Origin of the sequence: Paenibacillus medicaginis (assembly GCF_042138635.1) — a bacterium.
Lineage (GTDB): Bacteria > Bacillota > Bacilli > Paenibacillales > Paenibacillaceae > Paenibacillus > Paenibacillus medicaginis.
In genome coordinates this window covers 157,225-175,899 of sequence record NZ_JBHIRY010000004.1, presented here as the reverse complement: position 1 = coordinate 175,899, position 18,675 = coordinate 157,225, and the positions used below count along the sequence as shown (strand labels likewise).

The following is an 18,675-nucleotide window of genomic DNA, read 5'->3' as shown; positions in this document are numbered from 1 at the left end:
CCATAAGATGTCATGCTTTTACACTGCTGTTTGATAAAAACATGTACATTATGCTTATCGGCATTTTGTCATCAATTTATAATATTTTACCATAACTTATATCATTTATTTCAATTTCTTTTTAATAGAGATGCTCGGCTGATTCATTCAGATCACTTACGTTATGTTCGCAGGCATGGTAAAGTGAAAAGATAAAGACTGGGACGGGTGACCTCATGAAGACAAGAGCAACGGTTCATATTTCAGTAAGGCCGCTGGTTGAATATGTGTATCGCAGCGGAAGCATTATACCCGGGTTTCGATCCGCAGGCAGTATGCAGGAAGGGACAAGGGTGCATCAAAGCGTTCAGGCGCAATATAAAGAGACGGACAGGAAGGAAGTGCTGCTGAAAGCAGAGCTTGTTCACGAGGACCTTCTCTTCCTGGTAGAAGGGCGCTGCGACGGGCTGATCGAGTTGGATGGCGTACTGACCGTTGATGAAATCAAGTCTTTCGTCGGCCCCGCCGGCGAGTCGGAAGGGGACGGACTGCCTGTGCACTGGGCCCAGGCCATGCTGTATGCATATATGATTGCAGTGGATGAAGGTCTGCCTTCCATGCAGGTCCAGTTGACCTACGTCCAGCAGGAGAGCGGGGAGACCAGACGCTTCCGGCGGCAGCTTCTGCTGCACGAGCTGGAGCAATTCGTCCGCTCTCTGCTCGAGGCATATGCGCCTTATGCGCGTCTCCTGGCGGATCACAGGGAGCGCAGGGATGACAGCATCCGTACACTGGAATTCCCCTTTGAGCAGTACAGGGCAGGACAGCGCAAGCTGGCGGGTGCGGTATATAAAACGATCACCGAAGGTGTAAATCTGTTCGCGAAGGCGCCGACCGGGATCGGCAAGACGATATCCACCCTGTATCCGGCATTGAAGTCGATGACGGAAGAAGGGATGCAGCGCATTTTTTACCTGACCGCTCGTACCACCACCCGCGCCGGGGCAGAGGAAGCCTTCGCCCGAATGCGGCGTCACGGCCTGCATATTCATGCCATTACCCTGACAGCCAAAGACAAGATTTGCTTCAAGGAAGAGAATCGCTGTGATGCCGGGGAATGCACGATGTGTGATGGATATTACGACAGGATTAACGGAGCGGTAATAGATATTCTGGGGAATGAGACGATCATGACCCGTCCGGTCATTGAGGCTTACGCCCGCAAGCACAGCGTGTGCCCGTTCGAGTTTTCTCTGGATGTGGCGTATGCCTGTGACGCTGTGATTTGTGATTACAACTATGTGTTCGATCCCCGGATCGCCCTGAAACGGCAGCTGGAGGAGAATAAACGGAAGAGCGTGCTCCTGGTGGACGAGGCGCATAATCTGGTTGAGCGCGGCCGTGACATGTATTCGGCGGAGATCGGCAAAGACGCTTTCCTGGATCTGAAGAGTGTATTCAAGACGGTGAATCCGGGGGTTGCCGCCGCGGCCGGCACAATAAACACTTATTTCATTAATTTGCGCAAAGCTTTGAAGGAATCCGGTTATGAAGTCTCCGAGGAGCAGCCTCATGAGCTTATCGAGCTGCTTGCTTCCTTTGCGGGGGCAGCTGAACGAGAGCTGCTTGAGCCCGCGGGAGAGGATGCCGCAGCGCAGTCATTGCTGCTGGACACCTACTTTGCCGCACAAAATATGATCCGGATTTCGGGCTTGTACGATGAACGTTATGTCACCTATTCGGCGGACACGCGCGAGGATCTGATCACACGGCTGTTCTGTCTGGATCCTTCCGCTCTGATCGCTTCCGCCGTTAAAGGTTACAGGTCAGCCGTCTACTTCTCGGCCACGCTGACACCGCTCTCTTACTACCGGGATATGCTGGGAGCGGGAGCAGACGACTATACGCTGCATGTCCCATCCCCGTTTTATCCGGAGCAGTGGAATGTCCGCCTCCTACCGCTTTCGATACGCTACCGGGACCGCGAGCGTTCCAGAGGGCCGATTGCCGACATGCTGGAAACGCTCGCGGCGGAGAAGAAAGGCAACCTGCTCGTTTTTTTTCCGTCCTACCCTTATTTAAGAGAGGTGGCCGAAGAGTTTATGAGCCGGGATACGGATGCGGAGATTCTGGTGCAGAACCCGGGTATGGGGGAAGAGGAGCGCGATGCCTTTCTGGCGGCGTTTCAGCCCTGCACGGACAGGACACGGATGGGTTTTGCGGTGCTGGGAGGGGTGTTCGCCGAAGGCGTCGATCTGCCCGGAGACCGGCTGAACGGTGTGGTCATCGTTGGAGTAGGTCTGCCGCAAATTGGCGCGGAGCGCGATATTCTCCGCAGTTATTTCGAGCGTGCAGGCAAGAACGGATTTAATTATGCCTACGTATATCCCGGTATGAACAAAGTGCTGCAGGCCGGAGGACGCCTGATCCGGACGGAAACGGATAAAGGGGTGCTCGTGCTGGTGGATGACCGGTTTGTGAAGGAGCCTTATGCTTCGCTTCTGCCGGAGGAGTGGAGACATTATCGATTTTTGGGTAAAGGAGTGGGAAGGATACAGGATGAATTTTAATTTTCATAACGACTCTATTCGCGGAATTCTCCGCAACCCGGGACATGAAGAAGCAGATATATCGGATATTGAGACTTTCCTGGCGTTCGCCAGGCTGGCGAACGGGATATTCCGTGAAATGAACAGCGACCTGGCCAAGCGGGGAGCCTCTCAAGGCAGGGTCATCGTACTGAGTCTCCTGTCCCGGAGTACTCCTCATGATATGACACCTTCGGAGCTGGCCCTGCTGGCCGATGTCACGCGCGGAACGATGACAGGGTTGATTGACGGGCTTGAGCGGGACGGACTGATTGAACGGGTGGCGCACAAAGGCGACCGGAGAATGGTCACGGTACGGCTGAAAGAGGACGGACAGGCTTTTCTGGATGATATTCTTCCTTACTATAAGAATCTGATTAAGACGCTGCTGTCCGATTTTACGGAGGAGGATCATGAGATGATGAGGCAACTCCTCGTGAAGATGAAGGGCAGCTTTGAACGGATATGGCAGGCCCCCGAGTGTGGAGGAACGGTCAAGGGAGAGCCGCCGGAGAAGTAGCCTGCTGCTTTTATTATTGGTGTACGGAGAGTTTACTGGAGCTCTTCGGAGGGGGATCAGTTTTTGAAAATCATCTACGTATTTTTTGCGTTCATTGTATCAGCCCTTCTCTTTCTTATTCTTGGTCCATCGATATTATTTAATCTTCAACGATATTTTCTGAGTTGGCTTATAAACCGTTTTTTGGGTGTATTGGGTGGGATGGTTTTAGTGGGTCTCGTTTTCCAAAGATTTGAAAAGGATGAATACAATAATACAAGTCCGGCAAAGGACGTATGGATAAAAATCTTTTCAGGATTATCCGGTGCTGGCCTCATCCTCTTTTGTTCATACAAATCATACTTGGGAGTGCAGGATTTAGGCTCTTATTTTACAAAGAACTATCAAATCGTCCATGGAACGGCTGATGATATTTCAAGCAGAGGCCGAGCATTCCATGATCAGGAGATTGAAATTAATGGTACAGTGTTTACGAGCTATCGATATATATCTCCCTCGGACACGGGTAAGTTCATTGAGATTACATACTTACCCAACTCCAGGTATGTCCTGAATGTCAGAGTGATCGAATAGACAGGAAGTAGCGGAGAACCCAGCCAAGGCCTTGGTTTACCCGAGGTTTGGTTGGGCTCTTGACAGTCTCGACAGTAACAAATAAGGTTTTAAACACGGATGCGGGGGTTATTTCTATTCAGATTTTGCTCGGTCATGTCTTCCTGTTCTGAAGCCTGCTTCGTCCGGCCTTTCGATCCCGGAGGAAGAAGCTGGATTACACGGCCTGCTGGTATCGGCTTCAGCGGTGTCTGCCGCACGCTCCAAGTGGTCGCGTTATCCGCTGCTGCGCGCTGTTGCATAAGGCGCTTGGCAACCTCATAACACTCGTCAACATGGCGGTTGCCGATCACTCGCATAGCCGTGAAGCCGAGCGCGGCGGCCAGTCCCTGTCCCAGAATGGGCACAAGCTTGGCGGCATGTTTGGTGGCGATACGAAGACCCAGCTTCTGAAGCAGATGCAAAATGATTTCTTTTGTTACGACACGTCCGATCAGACTGCTCCCTACAGAAGTGATCAATCCGTATACCATGGATTTGGCTTCCGCATCCAGGCCGGACAGGTCCTTTTCGGACAGACCGAATTTAGCGTTAATAGCAGGCAGCAACTGCATCAGAATGCCGACATCCGCAAAGACATCCGCGCCGGGAAGCGGAATCAGAGCCGTCCCGCCTGAAGCGATGGCCCGCTTGGTTACCATCGATCTGCACTCTTGGCGGATGCGGTCGAGATCTTCAACTGTATGCAATGTCATCTTCATTCCCCTTTCAAGGCCCTGTGGGCCGGGTTTTTAAGACAACCTGCAGCCCTGATTCTTCAGAGCAGTTCGGTGGTCAGAAATGTGTCCTGTCAGATTTGTTGCGACGCTATTGATGCGATAGAGGGTAATATTAAATGAATATTTAAAGAAAGCTAAACCTATGTGCCGAAAAGTCCGGCCATCCTGCAAACATTCCTTGGGCAGTGCTTAAAGGGCGTTGAAGGCTTGAGGACGGGGAAGGCTGGTGGGTGGGGAGGCCGGGAGGCAGATCAACACCATTATTCAGAAGCTTTGCACCATTATCCCGTTTGATCAGGTAACCGAGTAAAGTTGACCGAACGGGAGATGAAGGATAAGGCGAGGAGGAAAGGCCGTGATTTTGCTGCAGCCTGAGCTCTTTCGTTTGCAGCAACTGCGCACCGCTTATGGCTAACCCTAGCCACCATCCCCTACTCCTGAACAAAAGGGATAATCGTGCAAAGACAGCGTGCAGGGATACCAAGATACCAAGATACCAAGATACCAAGACACCAAGACACCAAGACACGAGCCCTATAGACGTCACCTCAGTCTAATTCATTTCGTCAAGCACTGATTTTGGTTTTGAGTCATCAGACCGCATTTTCCAACAGGTTCGAGTTTACTGTAAACGGCGGATGCTTCATAATGAGGGCTGGCTTGTATATTTGCGCGAAGGAAGGAAGAGAACGACATATGACGCTGAAAAACGTATATTTCAACCATGACGGAGGTGTGGACGATCTCGTTTCGCTGTTTATGCTGCTGCAAATGGAGGACGTGCGCCTGACAGGAGTGTCCGTCATTCCGGCAGACGGTTATCTGGAGCCGGCCACGGACGCCAGCCGTAAAATCATCGATCGCTTCGGGGACGGGACCGTTGAAGTAGCCAAATCCAACTCCCGCGGTAAAAACCCTTTCCCGGCCGCTTGGCGCATTCATTCGTTCTATGTTGACGCCCTGCCGATCCTGAATGAGTCGGGCCGCATGGACGCCCCGCTGTCTGCGCTTCCTGCCCACCGCCATCTGATTGAAAAGGTACGTGAGGCAGATGGGAAAACGGTACTGCTCTTTACTGGACCGCTGACTGATCTGGCCCGCGCCCTGGACGAGGCCCCTGATATTGAGGACAAAATCGAGAAGCTCGTCTGGATGGGGGGCACCTTCGAAAAAGGGAACGTTGAGGAGCCGGAGCATGACGGTACAGCAGAATGGAATGCGTTTTGGGATCCGGAGGCTGCGCTGCGTGTGTGGCAGAGCGGGCTCGAAATCGATCTGGTCGCGCTGGAGAGCACGAACAAGGTGCCGCTCACTCCGGCTGTGCGCAGACGCTGGGCGTCAGAACGCCGCTATGAGGGCGTTGATTTCCTCGGCAACTGCTACGCAGGCTGCCCGCCGCTCGTCTACAGTGAAACCAATTCCACCTATTATTTGTGGGATGTGTTGACGACAGCTTCGGTTGGCCGTCCTGACCTGGTGCGCAAGAAAACGGTCACCTGCACGGTGATCCCCGACGGGCCAAGCCAGGGCAGAACGGTTGCAGTACCCGATGGCCGTCCGGTTCAATTGGTCTTCGATACCGAACCTGAGATTTTCTTTGACTATATGACAGAACTTGCCCAAAAAGCCGCTCCACAGCGATATTAGTTCCACCCAAGCGATAGGGGAGCAATGCCCGGCGGCTCCTTTGGTCACGGGGTGCATGACCAAAATAGGACTATATTCACCAATTTTCGACACATTGTTCGTCTTTCGCGCATGAATAATTACATTTGTAGTGCCGTGGGTTGCCATTTCACGAAAGTTTATGTATAATTCAAGAAGCTGGTGCGTTGAATGTACGGTAGTCCTTGATGAGGGTGGGTTCATGAAGCTGCTGGACAGTAATGAGAGTAAGAAACGTTTATACCGGATTTACAATGATATTTCCAAGGATTTGTTTGGATTCGGTACCACGCTGTTGCGGGCGACCGTTGACGACAACCTGATTACCCTCGTTGCGAAGCATCGGCGTTCTCCGCGGTCTGTAGCCTTGGAAGGGGAAGCCCCCGGCTTGAAGCTGGAAGTGGATTTCCGTATGTCCTTGCTCTATAAGAAGAGACTTCGCGAGAAGCTGGAACAAGAATTAGGGCTTGATATTGAGGTTCTACTCCGTGATTATGATACCGGGACCCAGTGGGCTGTAACCAATATCATGCTCAAGCCATCCTGAATAACTTCATATGTCGGCTTTTCGCCTCGGATCTATCTGAGGGGAGAACCTGTTTTACTTTTAGCGGGTAGCGCTTATCTTTGTTTACGAAGAAAAGTGTTCTTGATCATTCAAGAATGCTTTTCTTTTTTTCTATCTATAAGCAGTTATTACATTTGGGGGGAAGCAAGGTATGAAAAAATGGTTTGGCGGACTCATCACAGTTACACTCGCATCCGCATTGCTGGCAGGCTGCGGGAGCAGCGCGAGCACTAGCGGAAATGCTGAAGGAGGCAACTCCACACAAGGGGACAAGCAGAAGCTGGTCGTCTCCACCTGGGGCTTTTCCGAGGATTTCTTTAAATCTGAGGTATATGCACCGTTTGAGAAAGAACATAATGTCGAGATCGTTGTAGATATCGGCAATAACGCTGAGCGTCTGAACAAAATCCGTCAGGGAAGCTCCGATGTCGATGTGGTATTCCTCTCTGACTACTATGCACAACAGGGAATTCAGGAAGGGTTGTTCGACACCATCGACCGCTCGAAAATCCCGAATATTGATAACATTTATGATATTGCGAAAGCGCCGCTTGGCGAGGAATACGGCCCTGCTTACACCATCGGCCGCCTCGGTATTGCCTACAATCTGGGCCTGGTATCCGGTGACGTTACATCCTGGGCGGATCTGTGGGGATCTCAGTTTGCCAAAAACCTGACCCTGCCTAACATTACGTCAACCGCAGGTCCGATGGCCGTGGACATGGCTTCCAAAGTAGCAGGTAATACGGAATTTAATGAGGATGCTGCTTTTGCGAAGCTGGCTGAGGCGAGCCCGAATATCGTCAAGTTCTACGGCCAGACCTCCGAGTTCGTGAATATGTTCAGCCAGGAGGAAATTGCTGGCGGTCCTATTATGGAAATGTATTTTAAAGACCTCCAGGCAGCTATTCCTGATGCGAAATTTGTGACTCCTTCCGAAGGAGCTTATGCGGTTATGAATACCGTGAATATTGTCAAAGGCAGCGATCAGAAGGAACTGGGCGAAGAGTTCATTAACTGGATGCTCAGCAAGGAAGTGCAGGAGGCATCGGCGAAAGCGAAGGTGGACTCTCCGGTCAATACGGAGGTTGTGCTTAGTGGAGCAGATACGGAGGGCATTACTTATGGTGCCGACGTTGTCGAGAAGCTCGTTAAGCTGGACATGTCCTTCGTCAATGAAAATATAAAGAAGTGGACTGACCGCTGGAACAGGGAAGTTGCTCAATAATGAAAAAAGTGATCCTGGATGTAGACACGGGTATTGATGATGCATTAGGCATAGTGCTCGCCGCCAAAAGCGGGCTTCTGGATATTCGGGCTATTACAACGGTGTGCGGCAACGTATCGCTGGAGCAGGCAACCTTGAATACATGCAAGATCATGGATCTTCTTCATCGTCCGGATATTCCGGTGTACAAGGGTGCGAATGCGCCCTTGGTCCGGAATCATTATGACGAGAAAAGAATTCATGGTGAGGACGGCATGGGCGGAGCATTGAAAAATGAAGCACCGCATGCCACACCCTCCGACGGATTTGCACCTGACATCATGATTAACCTTGCGAAACAGCATCCGGGCGAGCTTACACTGGTATGTACCGGCCCACTGACCAATCTGGCGAACGCTTTGTTGAAGTGCCCTGAGCTTCCCCGCTTTGTAAAAGAAGTTATTTTTATGGGCGGGGTCATTCACGGCCCGGGAAATGTGACGCCTGTAGCAGAGTACAATATGTATGCCGATCCTGAGGCGGCCCGCATCGTGTTTCATGCCGGTTTTGGCAGACTGGTTCAGGTCGGGCTGGACGTCACGCGCAAGGCGCTGCTTACGGCCGAGCATGTGGCACGACTGGCTGACCCGCAGCTGCAGACTTTCGTTAAGGAGAGCACCGCCGATTATACGAAAAGGTATGAAGCACGGTACGGCGTCCGGGCGTGTGCGCTGCATGACCCGCTCGCTGTAGGTGTGGCGATAGATTCCGGTCTTGTACACATGTCTTCCCTGTATGTGGACATTGAGACCTCCAGCCGCCTCTGCGACGGGCAGACGGTTGGCGATGTCCAGAACAGGCTGGGCCAGTCACCGAATATGGCGGTGTGCGAAGAGGTGGACAGCACTGCATTTCTGGAATTGTTCGTCAGGGAGGTCGGCAAGCCGGCGATGTCCCCTGCCGGGCAGGGGGAGCATAAACCAATTTTGGGTTAAGAGAATTGACCCGCTGCAAGGAGTTGCACATGAAGAGAACATACCTGTATTGGCTGCTGCTGCCGGGTCTGCTCTTCCTGACGGTGTTTATGGTCATTCCAATCGTGCTGACGATTGGATCGACCTTTGTTCAGGAGGGCTCCTTCACGCTGGAAGGCTATCTGCACTTTTTTAAAGACCCTTATTTTTTGAAAATACTTCTTACAACACTGCAGGTTAGCGTGGTGACGACACTGCTGTGCGTGCTGCTCGGATTCCCGACAGCCTATTATATTTCGCAAAAAGCGCCGCGGAAGAAAGGCATTTTGCTTGCGCTGGCCATCTTTCCGCTGCTGACCAGCCCGGTGGTGCGTTCCTTCAGCTGGATGGTCATCCTCGGACGCAAGGGCCTGGTGAATGAGACGCTTACGGGACTTGGAATCGTAGACAAGCCGCTTGAAATTCTGTATACGCCTGTTGCCATGATCATCGGTCTTGTGCATCTTTTCCTGCCACTGATGATTATTTCGCTGGTCGGTGTTTTGGAGAATATTGACAATGATCTGGTCAAGGCTGCCCAGAGTCTGGGGGCGTCGCGCTTTGGCGCCTTCCGCAGGATTGTATTTCCGCTTGCGGTCCCGGGGCTGATTATCGGATGTGTATTGGTGTTCGTAGGAAGCCTGACCGCGTATACGACGCCTGCGCTGCTTGGAGGCAAGCAGCGGGTTATTGCGACCTTCCTGTATCAGAACGCGATGACGCTGAACGACTGGTTCCTTGCATCGGTTATCGCAACAATGATGATCGTCATTACATTTATTGTGGTTGGTCTGTTGAACAAAACGGCGGTCAAACTCAATCCGAAGGGGTAGGTGGATATGCGGGAGAAACATTTCGGGCTGGGCTTGTTCAGTCTGCTGGTCTTCATCTTTTTGCTGGGCCCGCTTCTGATCATTTCCGCCACTTCATTTGAATCCGGGACGGTGCTGAAATTCCCGCCGGAGAGCCTTTCGCTGCGCTGGTACCGGAATATTTTCGAAGTTGGTGCGTTCATGTCCTCCTTCTGGACTTCCATGATCGTATCTCTGGCAGGCAATATTTTGGCTTTGCTGCTGGGTGTGCCGGCCGCTTATGCGCTAAGCCGTTTTTCCTTCCGGGGCAAAGGCTTGCTGAACGCGGTATTTCTGTCCCCGGTGCTGATTCCCGGCATTGTGCTCGGCTTTACGCTGCTGCGGTATCTGATCGTCGTGTATCATCTTCCGGTCGTGGCAGGGCTGCTGATCGGACACACGGTCATTATGCTGCCGTTCGTAATCCGTGTAATCGCATCAAGTTTATCGAATTTTGATTTCGCTGTCGAGGAAGCGGCGCTGAGTCTTGGCGCAGGCAGACTGCAGACCTTCTTCCAGGTGGTGCTGCCGAATATCCGTTCAGGCATTATTGCTGCGGTTCTGATTGCCTTTCTGGAATCCTTCAACAATGTCGACATCTCGGTATTCATGACAGGTCCGGGCTTCAGCACGCTTCCGATTCAGATGCTGACGTATGTGGAGAACTATTTTGATCCGACGATCGCCGCCATCTCGGTGCTGCTGATGATTCTGACCGGGGTATTGATGTTCTTGCTTGAACGGCTCATGGGCTTGTCTTATTTCACAAAAAGGTAATGGAGGCTTCAGGTTATGGCACTGCTAACATTGGACCGCGTATCCGTGGCCTACAACAACACGTATATTTTGAAGGATTTTGACCTGCAGCTCGAAAAGGGGCAGTTACTGTCGCTGCTCGGCCCAAGCGGCTGTGGCAAAACGACGACACTGCGCCTGATCGCCGGTTTTCTCGAAGCGAAGGAAGGCAAGTTCCTGTTCGGTGGAAAGGACTATACCCGTGTTCCGGTCAACAAACGCAACTTTGGCTTCGTGTTTCAAAGCTATGCCTTGTTCCCGCACCTGTCCGTTTATGACAATGTGGCGTTCGGGCTGCGGCTGCGCAAGGTAAAAGACGATGAGGTCAAGCGGCGGGTTATGAGCATGCTGGACATCGTCAGCCTTGGCGGTTTCGAGAAGCGCTTCCCCGGAGAGCTGTCGGGGGGCCAGCGGCAGCGTGTTGCCATTGCGCGGGCGCTCGTCATTGAGCCTGACTTGCTGCTTTTTGATGAACCGCTCAGCAATCTGGACGCCAATCTGCGGGTGAACATGCGTGTGGAAATCCGCCGCATTCAGCAGGAACTGGGCATTACGACAGTTTACGTGTCCCACGATCAGGAGGAGTGCTTCTCGATTTCCGATCAGGTCGCCATTATGAACAAGGGAACCGTCGAGCAGCTTGATGCCCCATCCGCTATTTTCAAGTATCCGTCAACGGAATATGTAGCGCGGTTTATCGGTTTTAATAACTTCCTGCAATTCGACGAGAGAATGGTGGAGGATGACGGGCTTCTTGCGCTGACCTCCGGGGGCAGACCTTTCCTGCTGTCCCGCAATCCCGGCACTGCCCAGTCGGGCGCGCGGACGGGCGCGATTCGTCCTGATGATATCGTCATCCGGGAGAACACGGGAGAGAGCTCGCCCAATGATATTCCAGGCATCATTAAAGTGAGCACTTATCTCGGAAGAAGCTATCAATATGTTGTGGAGACCGATTACGGCCTTTTCACCGCCAACCAGGAAACGGATGTGCCTTACCCGAACGGTCAACGGGTCGTTCTACATTTTCCCAAAGACAAAATGGTGCTCGTTCATTAATGAGCGATCATGACGCGTATGCGCCTCCGGTTTCAGCCGAAGGTACGCAGCAGCAAGAACGGCGAACTGAGAAGGAGAACCCTTATGCGTGCAGATAAGCTGATTTTACAAGTGCAAGTATACAATAGCTTTTATAAACGGTTTGAAACAGGGAACGTGGCGGTGTTGAACGGCCAGTTTATGTACATTGGCAGCCGCGGGCTGGACACGTTTCATGCCGATGAGATTGTCGAGGGCGGCGGCAGATATATGATTCCCGGCCTGATTGACATTCATCTTCATATTGAGAGCTCGATGGTTACACCGGCCGCCTTCTCGGACGGGCTGATCCGCAACGGTGTGACGACGATTGTACCGGAGCCCCATGAAATGGCCAATGTGTTCGGTCTTGAAGGGATTCAAAAGATGATGGAGGCGAGCAGGGAATGTACGGCTGATATGTTCTATGCCATTCCCAGCTCCGTACCGGCGACCCCGATGGAAACATCCGGCGGGGAAATCGATATTCCAGAAATTGATCAGCTCCTTCAGACCGGAGAGATGATCTGTCTCGGTGAAATTATGAACTATGTAGACGTGATCCGTGATCCGGACAGCAAAACGAACCGGATTCTGAACCATGTCCGCAAGCATTATCCGGATCTGATCATTGAAGGCCATACTCCAAAGCTGCTTGACCTGGATTTGCACCGCCTGATTTATGCCGGCATCGGCTCCGATCACACTCATCAGAGCATCGAAGGCATGACAGCCCGGATCGCCGCAGGCATGTTCATTGAGATTCAGGAAAAATCGATGACACCTGAGGTTATGGACTATTTGATCCATGAAGATGTGGCCCAGCATTTCTGCTTTGTGACCGATGATGTGATGCCGGATTCCTTTGTGGAGCGGGGGCATATCAACCATATCGTACGCAAGGCAGTAGAGATGGGCATGAAGCCTGAGCATGCGATCTATGCGGCGACCTTTACACCTGCTAGGCGAATGCGGATGAATGACCGTGGGTCCATCTCTCCGGGTAAAATTGCCGACTTCGTGCTGCTGTCCGATTTGCAGAGTTTTGAGCCGGATCAGGTGTACAAGAGCGGGGTTAAGGTGTTTGACCGGTATGAGGAACATACAAGCAAGCTGGCGTCCGGTCATTTTCCGCAGCATTTTTATCACAGTGTACAGCTGCCGCTGCTGGAGGAAACTGACTTTAAAGTTCATATCGATGAGGAAGACGGGGTTCATGATTGCCGCGTAATGATCGTTAAGGATGGCTCCACGTTTACAGAAGAACAGATCGCCCCGGCTGTGGTGCGTGACGGTCTGCTGCAGTGGGAAGAAGGGGAATATGGTCTGATTGCGACCTTTGAACGTTATGGCAAAAACGGAAACCGGGCCTACGGACTGATCGGCGGAGACACCCTCAAGCGCGGCGCGGTAGCTACAACGTATTCGCACGATAATCACAATCTGCTGGTAGTCGGGCATCATCCACAGGATATGGTGCTGGCAGCCAACACCGTTATTGCAGGGCAGGGCGGCTTCTGTGTTGTGCATGAAGGCAAAATTTTGGCTCATCTGTCCCTGCCTGTCGGCGGCATCCTGACGGAGGAGCCGCTGGACATCGTGGCAGTCAAGGTTAAAGAGCTTCGCTCGGCTATGCTGTCACTGGGTTATCGCCATTATAACCCGATAATGTCGCTAAGCACACACTCTCTGCCCGTAAGCCCTGCTTTCAAAATTACGGATCATGGGCTGATTGATGTGAATGCGGGCCGAGTTGTGCCACTGCTGGTGAAAAAATAGCATGAACATGGAAAAATGGATACGATAAAAAACAGGAAAAGCAGCTTCATCCTTATTGTGGGGATGGAGCTGCTTTTCTATGTACAAGAAAAACCACCGGAGTCCCAGGAATCAAACCTGCAACCAGTGGTTTTCTTGTTCGTGCTGTTGGCTTGTTGACTCTACTCACTGCGGTCTTTGGAAGACTCGGAAGAACCTGGTTTGGATCTTTCCGCCAGCTTCATAATCAACTCCATGTCCTGCTCTGTCAAGCGATCAAGGAAATGCTCGCGTATGGATTTGGACATTACGGGACGTGCATCATCCAGTGCTGATTGTCCGGCAGAAGTGATGATAACTTGAACACCGCGGTCTGTGTCCAGTGGTTTCCTCGTCACTAGTCCGCGTTTCTCCATCCGTGTGAGGTGATGGGATAATCGGCTCTTGTCCCAATCCATCGAATCGGCCAATTCCTGTTGGCGAAGGCTGCCATTTCCTAAAAGGACTAACCTGTCTAATACTCCGAAATCCCCCTCTGATAGTCCCGTATGGTCAAATATGTCTTTCACGACACGGCCGAAGATGTTCTTAAAGGAGCTCTTCCACATATACCATATTCGCATTTCTTCTGCGTTCAATTCGTTGTTATCCATAGCAACATCATAACACGGTTGACGCATCAACTTCAATATGTTACAGTGGATTCAGGTTGATGTGTCAACTTAATTCAAGGCTATATTTATAACGTGGTGTAGTACCAGCGTAGCCAATAAAAACATACACGGGAAAGAGGAATGGAACATGAATGCTCGCTACGAACCTCTATTTGCATCGTTTCGCTTGCCTTCGGGCGTAAGGTTAAACAACCGGGTGATGATGGCACCGATGGGCATTGGAGCATCCGGTCCAAACGGAGAAGTGACGGATACGGAACTGGCTTATTATCGGGCTCGCGCTCAAGGAGTTGGCGCTATCATTACAGCTAGCGCGCTCGTGTCGCAAAACGGAAGGTTCATCCAGCATGGACTTGGCATCGATCACGACGAGTTGCTGCCCGGATTGAAGAAGCTGGCGGCTGTCATTCAGGAAAACGGGGCCAAAGCGATTGTGCAACTTTATCATGGGGGTCGGCTAGGCAATCCCGCGATGGTTCCAAGCGGTCATGCGCTGGGCCCCAGTACGATCGCGGCAGAGCGTGAAGGTGCGGCTATCCCCAAGGCGATGACGGAAGCGGACATCGAAACGGCGATCGAAGAGTTCGCGCAGGCGACCCGCAGGGCCATCGAAGCCGGCTTTGACGGGGTTGAAATTCTTGGTGCCAATGGGTTTCTGATCCATCAGTTCTTTTCCCCGCATGCGAACCGAAGGGAAGATAAGTGGGGCGGAACGTTGGAAAAGCGGATGGCCTTCCCGCTCGCGGTTGTGAAACGCGTTCAACAAACCGTTGCAGCGTATGCAACGTCGCCATTTGCAGTCGGGTACCGCATTTCGCCGGAGGAGAAAGAAACGCCAGGAATCACTATGGCCGATACGCTTCATTTTGTCGATGTGCTGGCAGAACAAAACCTGGATTATATCCACCTTTCCGTGGAGCACTTCTGGCAGAGTCCGAGAACGGACGACAAGATCGCAAAGCCGCGAATCGTGATGGTGCAAGAACTCGTCGGCGACCGTGTCCCCCTTATCGGTGTCGGAGGACTGTGGACCCCCGATGATGTCGTGGAAGCTCTGAGCACGGGCGTTCCATTGATCTCGCTTGGCCATGCCATGATGATAAACCCGGAATGGGTAACCCTGGTCCAAAACGGACGGGAGGATGAAATCAAAACGACGCTTTCGCGTTCCGCGCAGGCGAAGCTTGCGATTCCCGACGGAATATGGGGCAGGATCATGAGTATACCTGGCTGGTTCCAAGTGGTGGATGAAGAGAGTACGGAAGGTTAAACCCCAACATATTGATGCCCAAAAGGAGTTAGACTATGGTTATGCAGAATAAACCCGTTGCCCTGGTCACCGGGGCTAATAAAGGAATCGGTCTTCAAATCGCGAAGGATCTCGCGGCGCACGGCTTCACCGTGCTCGTCGGGTCGCGCAACCTCGAGCTTGGAGAGACAGCCGCGCAGAGCATCGGAGCGGATGCCCGCGCCCTGCAGCTCGACGTCACGGATCAGTCCTCCATCGCCGCTGCCGCAGAACGTGTCCACAGCGAGCTTGGCCGTCTTGATGTGCTCGTCAACAACGCAGCCATCTCGCATACGCGGCGGCCGCCGGGCATGTCCGTCGAGGAGTATGCCAAGTCGACCCTGCCGAGCAACGTGTCCCTTGATGAATTGCGTGCGGTGTTCGAGACCAACGTGTTCGGCGTCGTTGCCGTTACCCAGGCGATGCTTCCGCTTCTGCGTGAGGCCCCGTCAGCCCGCATCGTCAACGTGTCGAGCGGCGCTGGCTCGCTGACGATGAACGCGGCCCCGGACTTCCCTTGGCGCTCGATCTACGGCCCCGTCTACCCTGCGTCCAAAACGGCGCTCAACGCCATGACACTTGCCATGGCGATCGAACTGGAGTCGACGGGCATCAAGGTGAACGCTGTAAGCCCGGGCTTCGCTGCGACGGCTCTCAACAATTTTGCGGGCACGCTCACCGTGCAACAGGCTGCCCGCGAGCCCGTGCGCCTCGCGCTCCCCGGCCCGGACGGACCGACAGGCACGTTCTCGGGTGAGAACGGCCCAATTCCATGGTGATACAGGCTCGCGCACATGATCCGAAGGAATCAAATATGTTTCTATATAAAAATTATGTTTCTATGGAAAGGAAAGATATAATATGGAACTCAAAGTTAGTGCCCCCACTCAAGTCATTTCAGTGAAACCGATCGTGCTGTCGGCCCCCGGCCGTGGTGAGGAGCTGCAAGTACGAGTATCTGCACCCGTAACGGGGAGCGAATTGCCTATTATTGTTTTCTCGCACGGTTTCGGCTCGTCGCTTGATGGCTACGCACCGCTAGTCGATTTCTGGGCTGCCCACGGCTTCGTGGTCATTCAACCCACCCATCTCGACTCGAGGACGCTGAGCCTTGCTCCGGAAGATCCGCGTACACCGTTGATTTGGCGTTTCCGGGTCGAGGACATGAAACACATCCTTGATCAGCTTGATCTCATTGAGGCTTCCGTTCCCGGCCTTAGCGGGCGCCTTGATCGCGGCCGCATCGCCGCAGCCGGACACTCCTTCGGGGGCCAGACGGTGGGTATGCTGCTGGGAGCGCGGGTTCTCGATGCCAACGGTGAACCGGGAGAGGCCCTGTCCGACTCGCGGATCAAAGCGGGTGTGCTGCTTGCCACGACTGGCAAGGGCGGAGCTGACCTGACTCCGTTTGCAGCTGAGCACTTCCCATTTATGAACCCGAGCTTCGCGGAGCTGACTACGCCGACCCTCGTGGTAGCAGGGGATCATGATCAGTCCCACCTGTCCACTCGGGGACCGGACTGGTTCGCTGACCCGTACTTCCTGAGCCCGGGCAGCACGGACCTGCTCACTCTCTTCGGGGGCGAGCACATCCTTGGCGGAATCTCCGGCTATAATGTTAAGGAAACTACGGACGAGAGTCCCGAACGGGTCGCCCTGATCCAACGGCTTACATGGGCCTACCTTCACACGGCGCTCGGCCTGGATGATTCCAGCTGGCCAGCAGCCCGCGCGGCTCTGGAAGAGAGCGCCAACCCGCTGGGCCGCATAGAGTCTAAGTAAAGGCTGACGGAGGCATCGTTTTATATAAGTCTCTTTTGGCGGACACTCATAAGGTGTCCGCTTTTTTAATACAGACTGGGATACAAAAGACTCTTGGTTAAATATTTGTAGGGAACTACAAGCTTGGCGTCAGCAGCGCTGTACCCCCTGCATTTAATGTATGCCATTTTTCTAAAATGCGAATAATAAAAAACAGTCAGCATTAAACCATCCCCATTACCTTCCGAATTTTTAAACTATATTTGAGAAGACTCTCTTCCTGATGTATTGGTGGGGAGATGAATAACATTTCACTTCCAAAATAAGAACGTATGTGCTATCATCTTCATGCCACACATGAATTCAACTAAGGAGTTGATAATGAACCATGACATCAGATCAGAAAGCAACCATCACAGTAGAAACTACAGTTCATGCACCGATGGAAAAAGTATGGTCGTATTGGACCGAGCCACAGCATATCACGAAGTGGTCTTTTGCTGCAGAAGATTGGCATGCGCCCAAGGCTGAAAATGATTTAAGGGCTGGCGGAGCCTTCCTTACACGCATGGAAGCGAAGGACGGAAGCTTCGGCTTTGACTTTAGCGGAGTATATGATGAAGTGAGACCCCATGAATGTATTGCTTACACACTTGGAGATGGAAGAAAAGTAGCCATTACTTTCAGCGGTCAAGGTAGCGATACGAGGGTAACTGAGGTTTTCGAGGCAGAAAGCGAAAATCCTATTGAAATGCAGCAAGCAGGCTGGCAGGCGTTTTTGGATAATTTCAAAAAGTATTGCGAGAGCTGAAAGAACGGCAAATCCAATGGATGCTAATGAATTTTATGTGCCACCCATCAGAGTTTTTAGGGTTTTCTGAAGGGTGGCGTTTTTCATTCATCCAATCTTCATGCACATCTTCCCCATCATGCCTGTTCAATTGAAAGCCAGCATGCTATAATCAAAACAAGATTTAGATTAAGTCTAAATTCTAATATGCTGAATTTGTATAAATGCAGCATAAGATTCAAGCAAACTTAAGAACATAATCAGACACACACAACTATTTTAGATCCGGGAAGGGGTAAACGAATATGTCCATATTGAAAAACACCAACACCAATTCAGTCGAAGAGGCTGCAACCCATCTGTATGAGGCGTTAAACCGCCAGGTGGCGACATGGTCCGTTCTTTATACGAAGCTGCACCATTTTCACTGGTATGTAAAAGGGCCTCATTTCTTTAGATTGCATGCAAAGTTTGAAGAGCTATATGATGAAGCGGCCGGGCATATGGATACGATAGCGGAGCGCCTGCTTGCGATCGGCGGCCGTCCGGCAGCAACGATGGCGGAGTATCTGCAGCTGTCCATTGTGCGTGAGGCGGAAGGACAGTCAAGTGCCGAGGAGATGGTTGCGACGGTAGTTAGCGATCTGAAGCTGGTAGCTTCGGATCTGGCCACAGGTATGCAAGCTGCGGAATCGGCAGGCGACCCTTCAACTGCTGATATACTGAACGGTATGCTGGAATCGGTGGACAAGCACATCTGGATGCTGAACGCTTTTTTGGGCAAATAAAGCTACGGTGTCTAACAGGGAT

General features: G+C 52.2%; 18 protein-coding genes. 16 read left to right on the top strand and 2 right to left on the bottom strand.

Annotated features, from left to right (window positions below; all coding sequences use genetic code 11):
* Window positions 1-215 precede the first annotated feature (215 nt).
* The 3 genes from ACE5LO_RS06370 to ACE5LO_RS06360 all read left to right on the top strand — a co-directional run bounded on the left by ACE5LO_RS06370 (window position 216) and on the right by ACE5LO_RS06360 (window position 3,660).
* On the top strand, window positions 216-2,549 hold the full coding sequence (locus tag ACE5LO_RS06370; protein ID WP_375519182.1) for an ATP-dependent DNA helicase: 2,334 nt from the start codon (window positions 216-218) through the stop codon (window positions 2,547-2,549).
* Window positions 2,539-3,087, top strand: a complete 549-nt coding sequence (locus ACE5LO_RS06365) for a MarR family winged helix-turn-helix transcriptional regulator (RefSeq protein WP_375519181.1) — start codon at window positions 2,539-2,541, stop codon at window positions 3,085-3,087. Before ACE5LO_RS06370 ends, ACE5LO_RS06365 begins: the two co-directional genes overlap by 11 nt.
* A 63-nt stretch (window positions 3,088-3,150) precedes the next feature.
* A complete protein-coding gene (locus ACE5LO_RS06360) occupies window positions 3,151-3,660 on the top strand; it encodes a hypothetical protein (RefSeq protein WP_375519180.1) in 510 nt (169 codons plus the stop codon).
* 89 nt (window positions 3,661-3,749) lie between these two features.
* Here the strand turns inward: ACE5LO_RS06360 and ACE5LO_RS06355 are convergent, their stop codons facing one another.
* Window positions 3,750-4,394, bottom strand: a complete 645-nt coding sequence (locus ACE5LO_RS06355) for a hypothetical protein (RefSeq protein ID WP_375519179.1) — start codon at window positions 4,392-4,394, stop codon at window positions 3,750-3,752.
* 720 nt (window positions 4,395-5,114) lie between these two features.
* Between ACE5LO_RS06355 and ACE5LO_RS06350 the strand changes: the two genes are divergently transcribed.
* From ACE5LO_RS06350 to ACE5LO_RS06315, 8 genes are all read left to right on the top strand, one after another.
* On the top strand, window positions 5,115-6,065 hold the full coding sequence (locus ACE5LO_RS06350) for a nucleoside hydrolase (RefSeq protein ID WP_375519178.1): 951 nt from the start codon (window positions 5,115-5,117) through the stop codon (window positions 6,063-6,065).
* 220 nt (window positions 6,066-6,285) lie between these two features.
* Window positions 6,286-6,630 carry a DUF2294 domain-containing protein gene (locus tag ACE5LO_RS06345; protein ID WP_375519177.1) on the top strand — a complete coding sequence of 115 codons (345 nt, stop codon included), beginning with the start codon at window positions 6,286-6,288 and terminating at the stop codon, window positions 6,628-6,630.
* A gap of 172 nt (window positions 6,631-6,802) precedes the next feature.
* Window positions 6,803-7,879, top strand: a complete 1,077-nt coding sequence (locus ACE5LO_RS06340) for an ABC transporter substrate-binding protein (RefSeq protein WP_375519176.1) — start codon at window positions 6,803-6,805, stop codon at window positions 7,877-7,879.
* Window positions 7,879-8,853: a nucleoside hydrolase gene (locus ACE5LO_RS06335; RefSeq protein WP_375519175.1), complete on the top strand. Its 975-nt coding sequence runs from the start codon at window positions 7,879-7,881 to the stop codon at window positions 8,851-8,853. The genes ACE5LO_RS06340 and ACE5LO_RS06335 overlap by 1 nt, the downstream gene beginning before the upstream one ends.
* Window positions 8,854-8,882: 29 nt before the next feature.
* Window positions 8,883-9,704 carry an ABC transporter permease gene (locus ACE5LO_RS06330; RefSeq protein WP_375354759.1) on the top strand — a complete coding sequence of 274 codons (822 nt, stop codon included), beginning with the start codon at window positions 8,883-8,885 and terminating at the stop codon, window positions 9,702-9,704.
* A 6-nt stretch (window positions 9,705-9,710) separates the two neighbouring features.
* The gene (locus tag ACE5LO_RS06325) at window positions 9,711-10,499 is read left to right on the top strand and encodes an ABC transporter permease (RefSeq protein ID WP_375354758.1); all 789 of its coding nucleotides are present in this window, start codon (window positions 9,711-9,713) and stop codon (window positions 10,497-10,499) included.
* 15 nt (window positions 10,500-10,514) lie between these two features.
* On the top strand, window positions 10,515-11,576 hold the full coding sequence (locus ACE5LO_RS06320; protein WP_375519174.1) for an ABC transporter ATP-binding protein: 1,062 nt from the start codon (window positions 10,515-10,517) through the stop codon (window positions 11,574-11,576).
* An 84-nt stretch (window positions 11,577-11,660) separates the two neighbouring features.
* Window positions 11,661-13,373 (top strand): adenine deaminase C-terminal domain-containing protein, encoded by a 1,713-nt coding sequence (locus tag ACE5LO_RS06315; protein WP_375519173.1) that lies wholly within the window; start codon window positions 11,661-11,663, stop codon window positions 13,371-13,373.
* A 161-nt stretch (window positions 13,374-13,534) separates the two neighbouring features.
* On the opposite strand, the gene ACE5LO_RS06310 is transcribed toward ACE5LO_RS06315, so the two are convergent.
* A complete protein-coding gene (locus ACE5LO_RS06310; RefSeq protein ID WP_375519172.1) occupies window positions 13,535-14,005 on the bottom strand; it encodes a MarR family winged helix-turn-helix transcriptional regulator in 471 nt (156 codons plus the stop codon).
* 148 nt (window positions 14,006-14,153) lie between these two features.
* Between ACE5LO_RS06310 and ACE5LO_RS06305 the strand changes: the two genes are divergently transcribed.
* From ACE5LO_RS06305 to ACE5LO_RS06285, 5 genes are all read left to right on the top strand, one after another.
* Complete coding sequence (locus tag ACE5LO_RS06305; protein ID WP_375519171.1) at window positions 14,154-15,296, top strand: NADH-dependent flavin oxidoreductase; 1,143 nt, start codon at window positions 14,154-14,156, stop codon at window positions 15,294-15,296.
* 35 nt (window positions 15,297-15,331) lie between these two features.
* A complete protein-coding gene (locus tag ACE5LO_RS06300; RefSeq protein WP_375519170.1) occupies window positions 15,332-16,093 on the top strand; it encodes an SDR family oxidoreductase in 762 nt (253 codons plus the stop codon).
* Between the two features lie 82 nt (window positions 16,094-16,175).
* Window positions 16,176-17,096 (top strand): alpha/beta hydrolase family protein, encoded by a 921-nt coding sequence (locus ACE5LO_RS06295; protein WP_375519169.1) that lies wholly within the window; start codon window positions 16,176-16,178, stop codon window positions 17,094-17,096.
* A gap of 367 nt (window positions 17,097-17,463) precedes the next feature.
* On the top strand, window positions 17,464-17,886 hold the full coding sequence (locus ACE5LO_RS06290; protein WP_375519168.1) for an SRPBCC family protein: 423 nt from the start codon (window positions 17,464-17,466) through the stop codon (window positions 17,884-17,886).
* 284 nt (window positions 17,887-18,170) lie between these two features.
* Window positions 18,171-18,653, top strand: coding sequence for a Dps family protein (locus ACE5LO_RS06285; protein ID WP_375519167.1), 483 nt, complete (start codon window positions 18,171-18,173; stop codon window positions 18,651-18,653).
* The last annotated feature ends 22 nt before the right edge of the window (window positions 18,654-18,675 follow it).

Bases quoted from the DNA above. Each gene is read 5' to 3' on its own strand.
- ACE5LO_RS06315 (WP_375519173.1), top strand. From the start codon at position 11,661: ATGCGTGCAGATAAGCTGATTTTACAAGTGCAAGTATACAATAGCTTT.
- ACE5LO_RS06325 (WP_375354758.1), top strand. From the start codon at position 9,711: ATGCGGGAGAAACATTTCGGGCTGGGCTTGTTCAGTCTGCTGGTCTTC.
- ACE5LO_RS06290 (WP_375519168.1), top strand. From the start codon at position 17,464: ATGACATCAGATCAGAAAGCAACCATCACAGTAGAAACTACAGTTCAT.
- ACE5LO_RS06365 (WP_375519181.1), top strand. From the start codon at position 2,539: ATGAATTTTAATTTTCATAACGACTCTATTCGCGGAATTCTCCGCAAC.
- ACE5LO_RS06335 (WP_375519175.1), top strand. From the start codon at position 7,879: ATGAAAAAAGTGATCCTGGATGTAGACACGGGTATTGATGATGCATTA.
- ACE5LO_RS06310 (WP_375519172.1), bottom strand. From the start codon at position 14,005: ATGGATAACAACGAATTGAACGCAGAAGAAATGCGAATATGGTATATG.
- ACE5LO_RS06350 (WP_375519178.1), top strand. From the start codon at position 5,115: ATGACGCTGAAAAACGTATATTTCAACCATGACGGAGGTGTGGACGAT.
- ACE5LO_RS06285 (WP_375519167.1), top strand. From the start codon at position 18,171: ATGTCCATATTGAAAAACACCAACACCAATTCAGTCGAAGAGGCTGCA.
- ACE5LO_RS06300 (WP_375519170.1), top strand. From the start codon at position 15,332: ATGGTTATGCAGAATAAACCCGTTGCCCTGGTCACCGGGGCTAATAAA.
- ACE5LO_RS06345 (WP_375519177.1), top strand. From the start codon at position 6,286: ATGAAGCTGCTGGACAGTAATGAGAGTAAGAAACGTTTATACCGGATT.
- ACE5LO_RS06330 (WP_375354759.1), top strand. From the start codon at position 8,883: ATGAAGAGAACATACCTGTATTGGCTGCTGCTGCCGGGTCTGCTCTTC.
- ACE5LO_RS06305 (WP_375519171.1), top strand. From the start codon at position 14,154: ATGAATGCTCGCTACGAACCTCTATTTGCATCGTTTCGCTTGCCTTCG.
- ACE5LO_RS06295 (WP_375519169.1), top strand. From the start codon at position 16,176: ATGGAACTCAAAGTTAGTGCCCCCACTCAAGTCATTTCAGTGAAACCG.
- ACE5LO_RS06355 (WP_375519179.1), bottom strand. From the start codon at position 4,394: ATGACATTGCATACAGTTGAAGATCTCGACCGCATCCGCCAAGAGTGC.
- ACE5LO_RS06370 (WP_375519182.1), top strand. From the start codon at position 216: ATGAAGACAAGAGCAACGGTTCATATTTCAGTAAGGCCGCTGGTTGAA.
- ACE5LO_RS06340 (WP_375519176.1), top strand. From the start codon at position 6,803: ATGAAAAAATGGTTTGGCGGACTCATCACAGTTACACTCGCATCCGCA.
- ACE5LO_RS06320 (WP_375519174.1), top strand. From the start codon at position 10,515: ATGGCACTGCTAACATTGGACCGCGTATCCGTGGCCTACAACAACACG.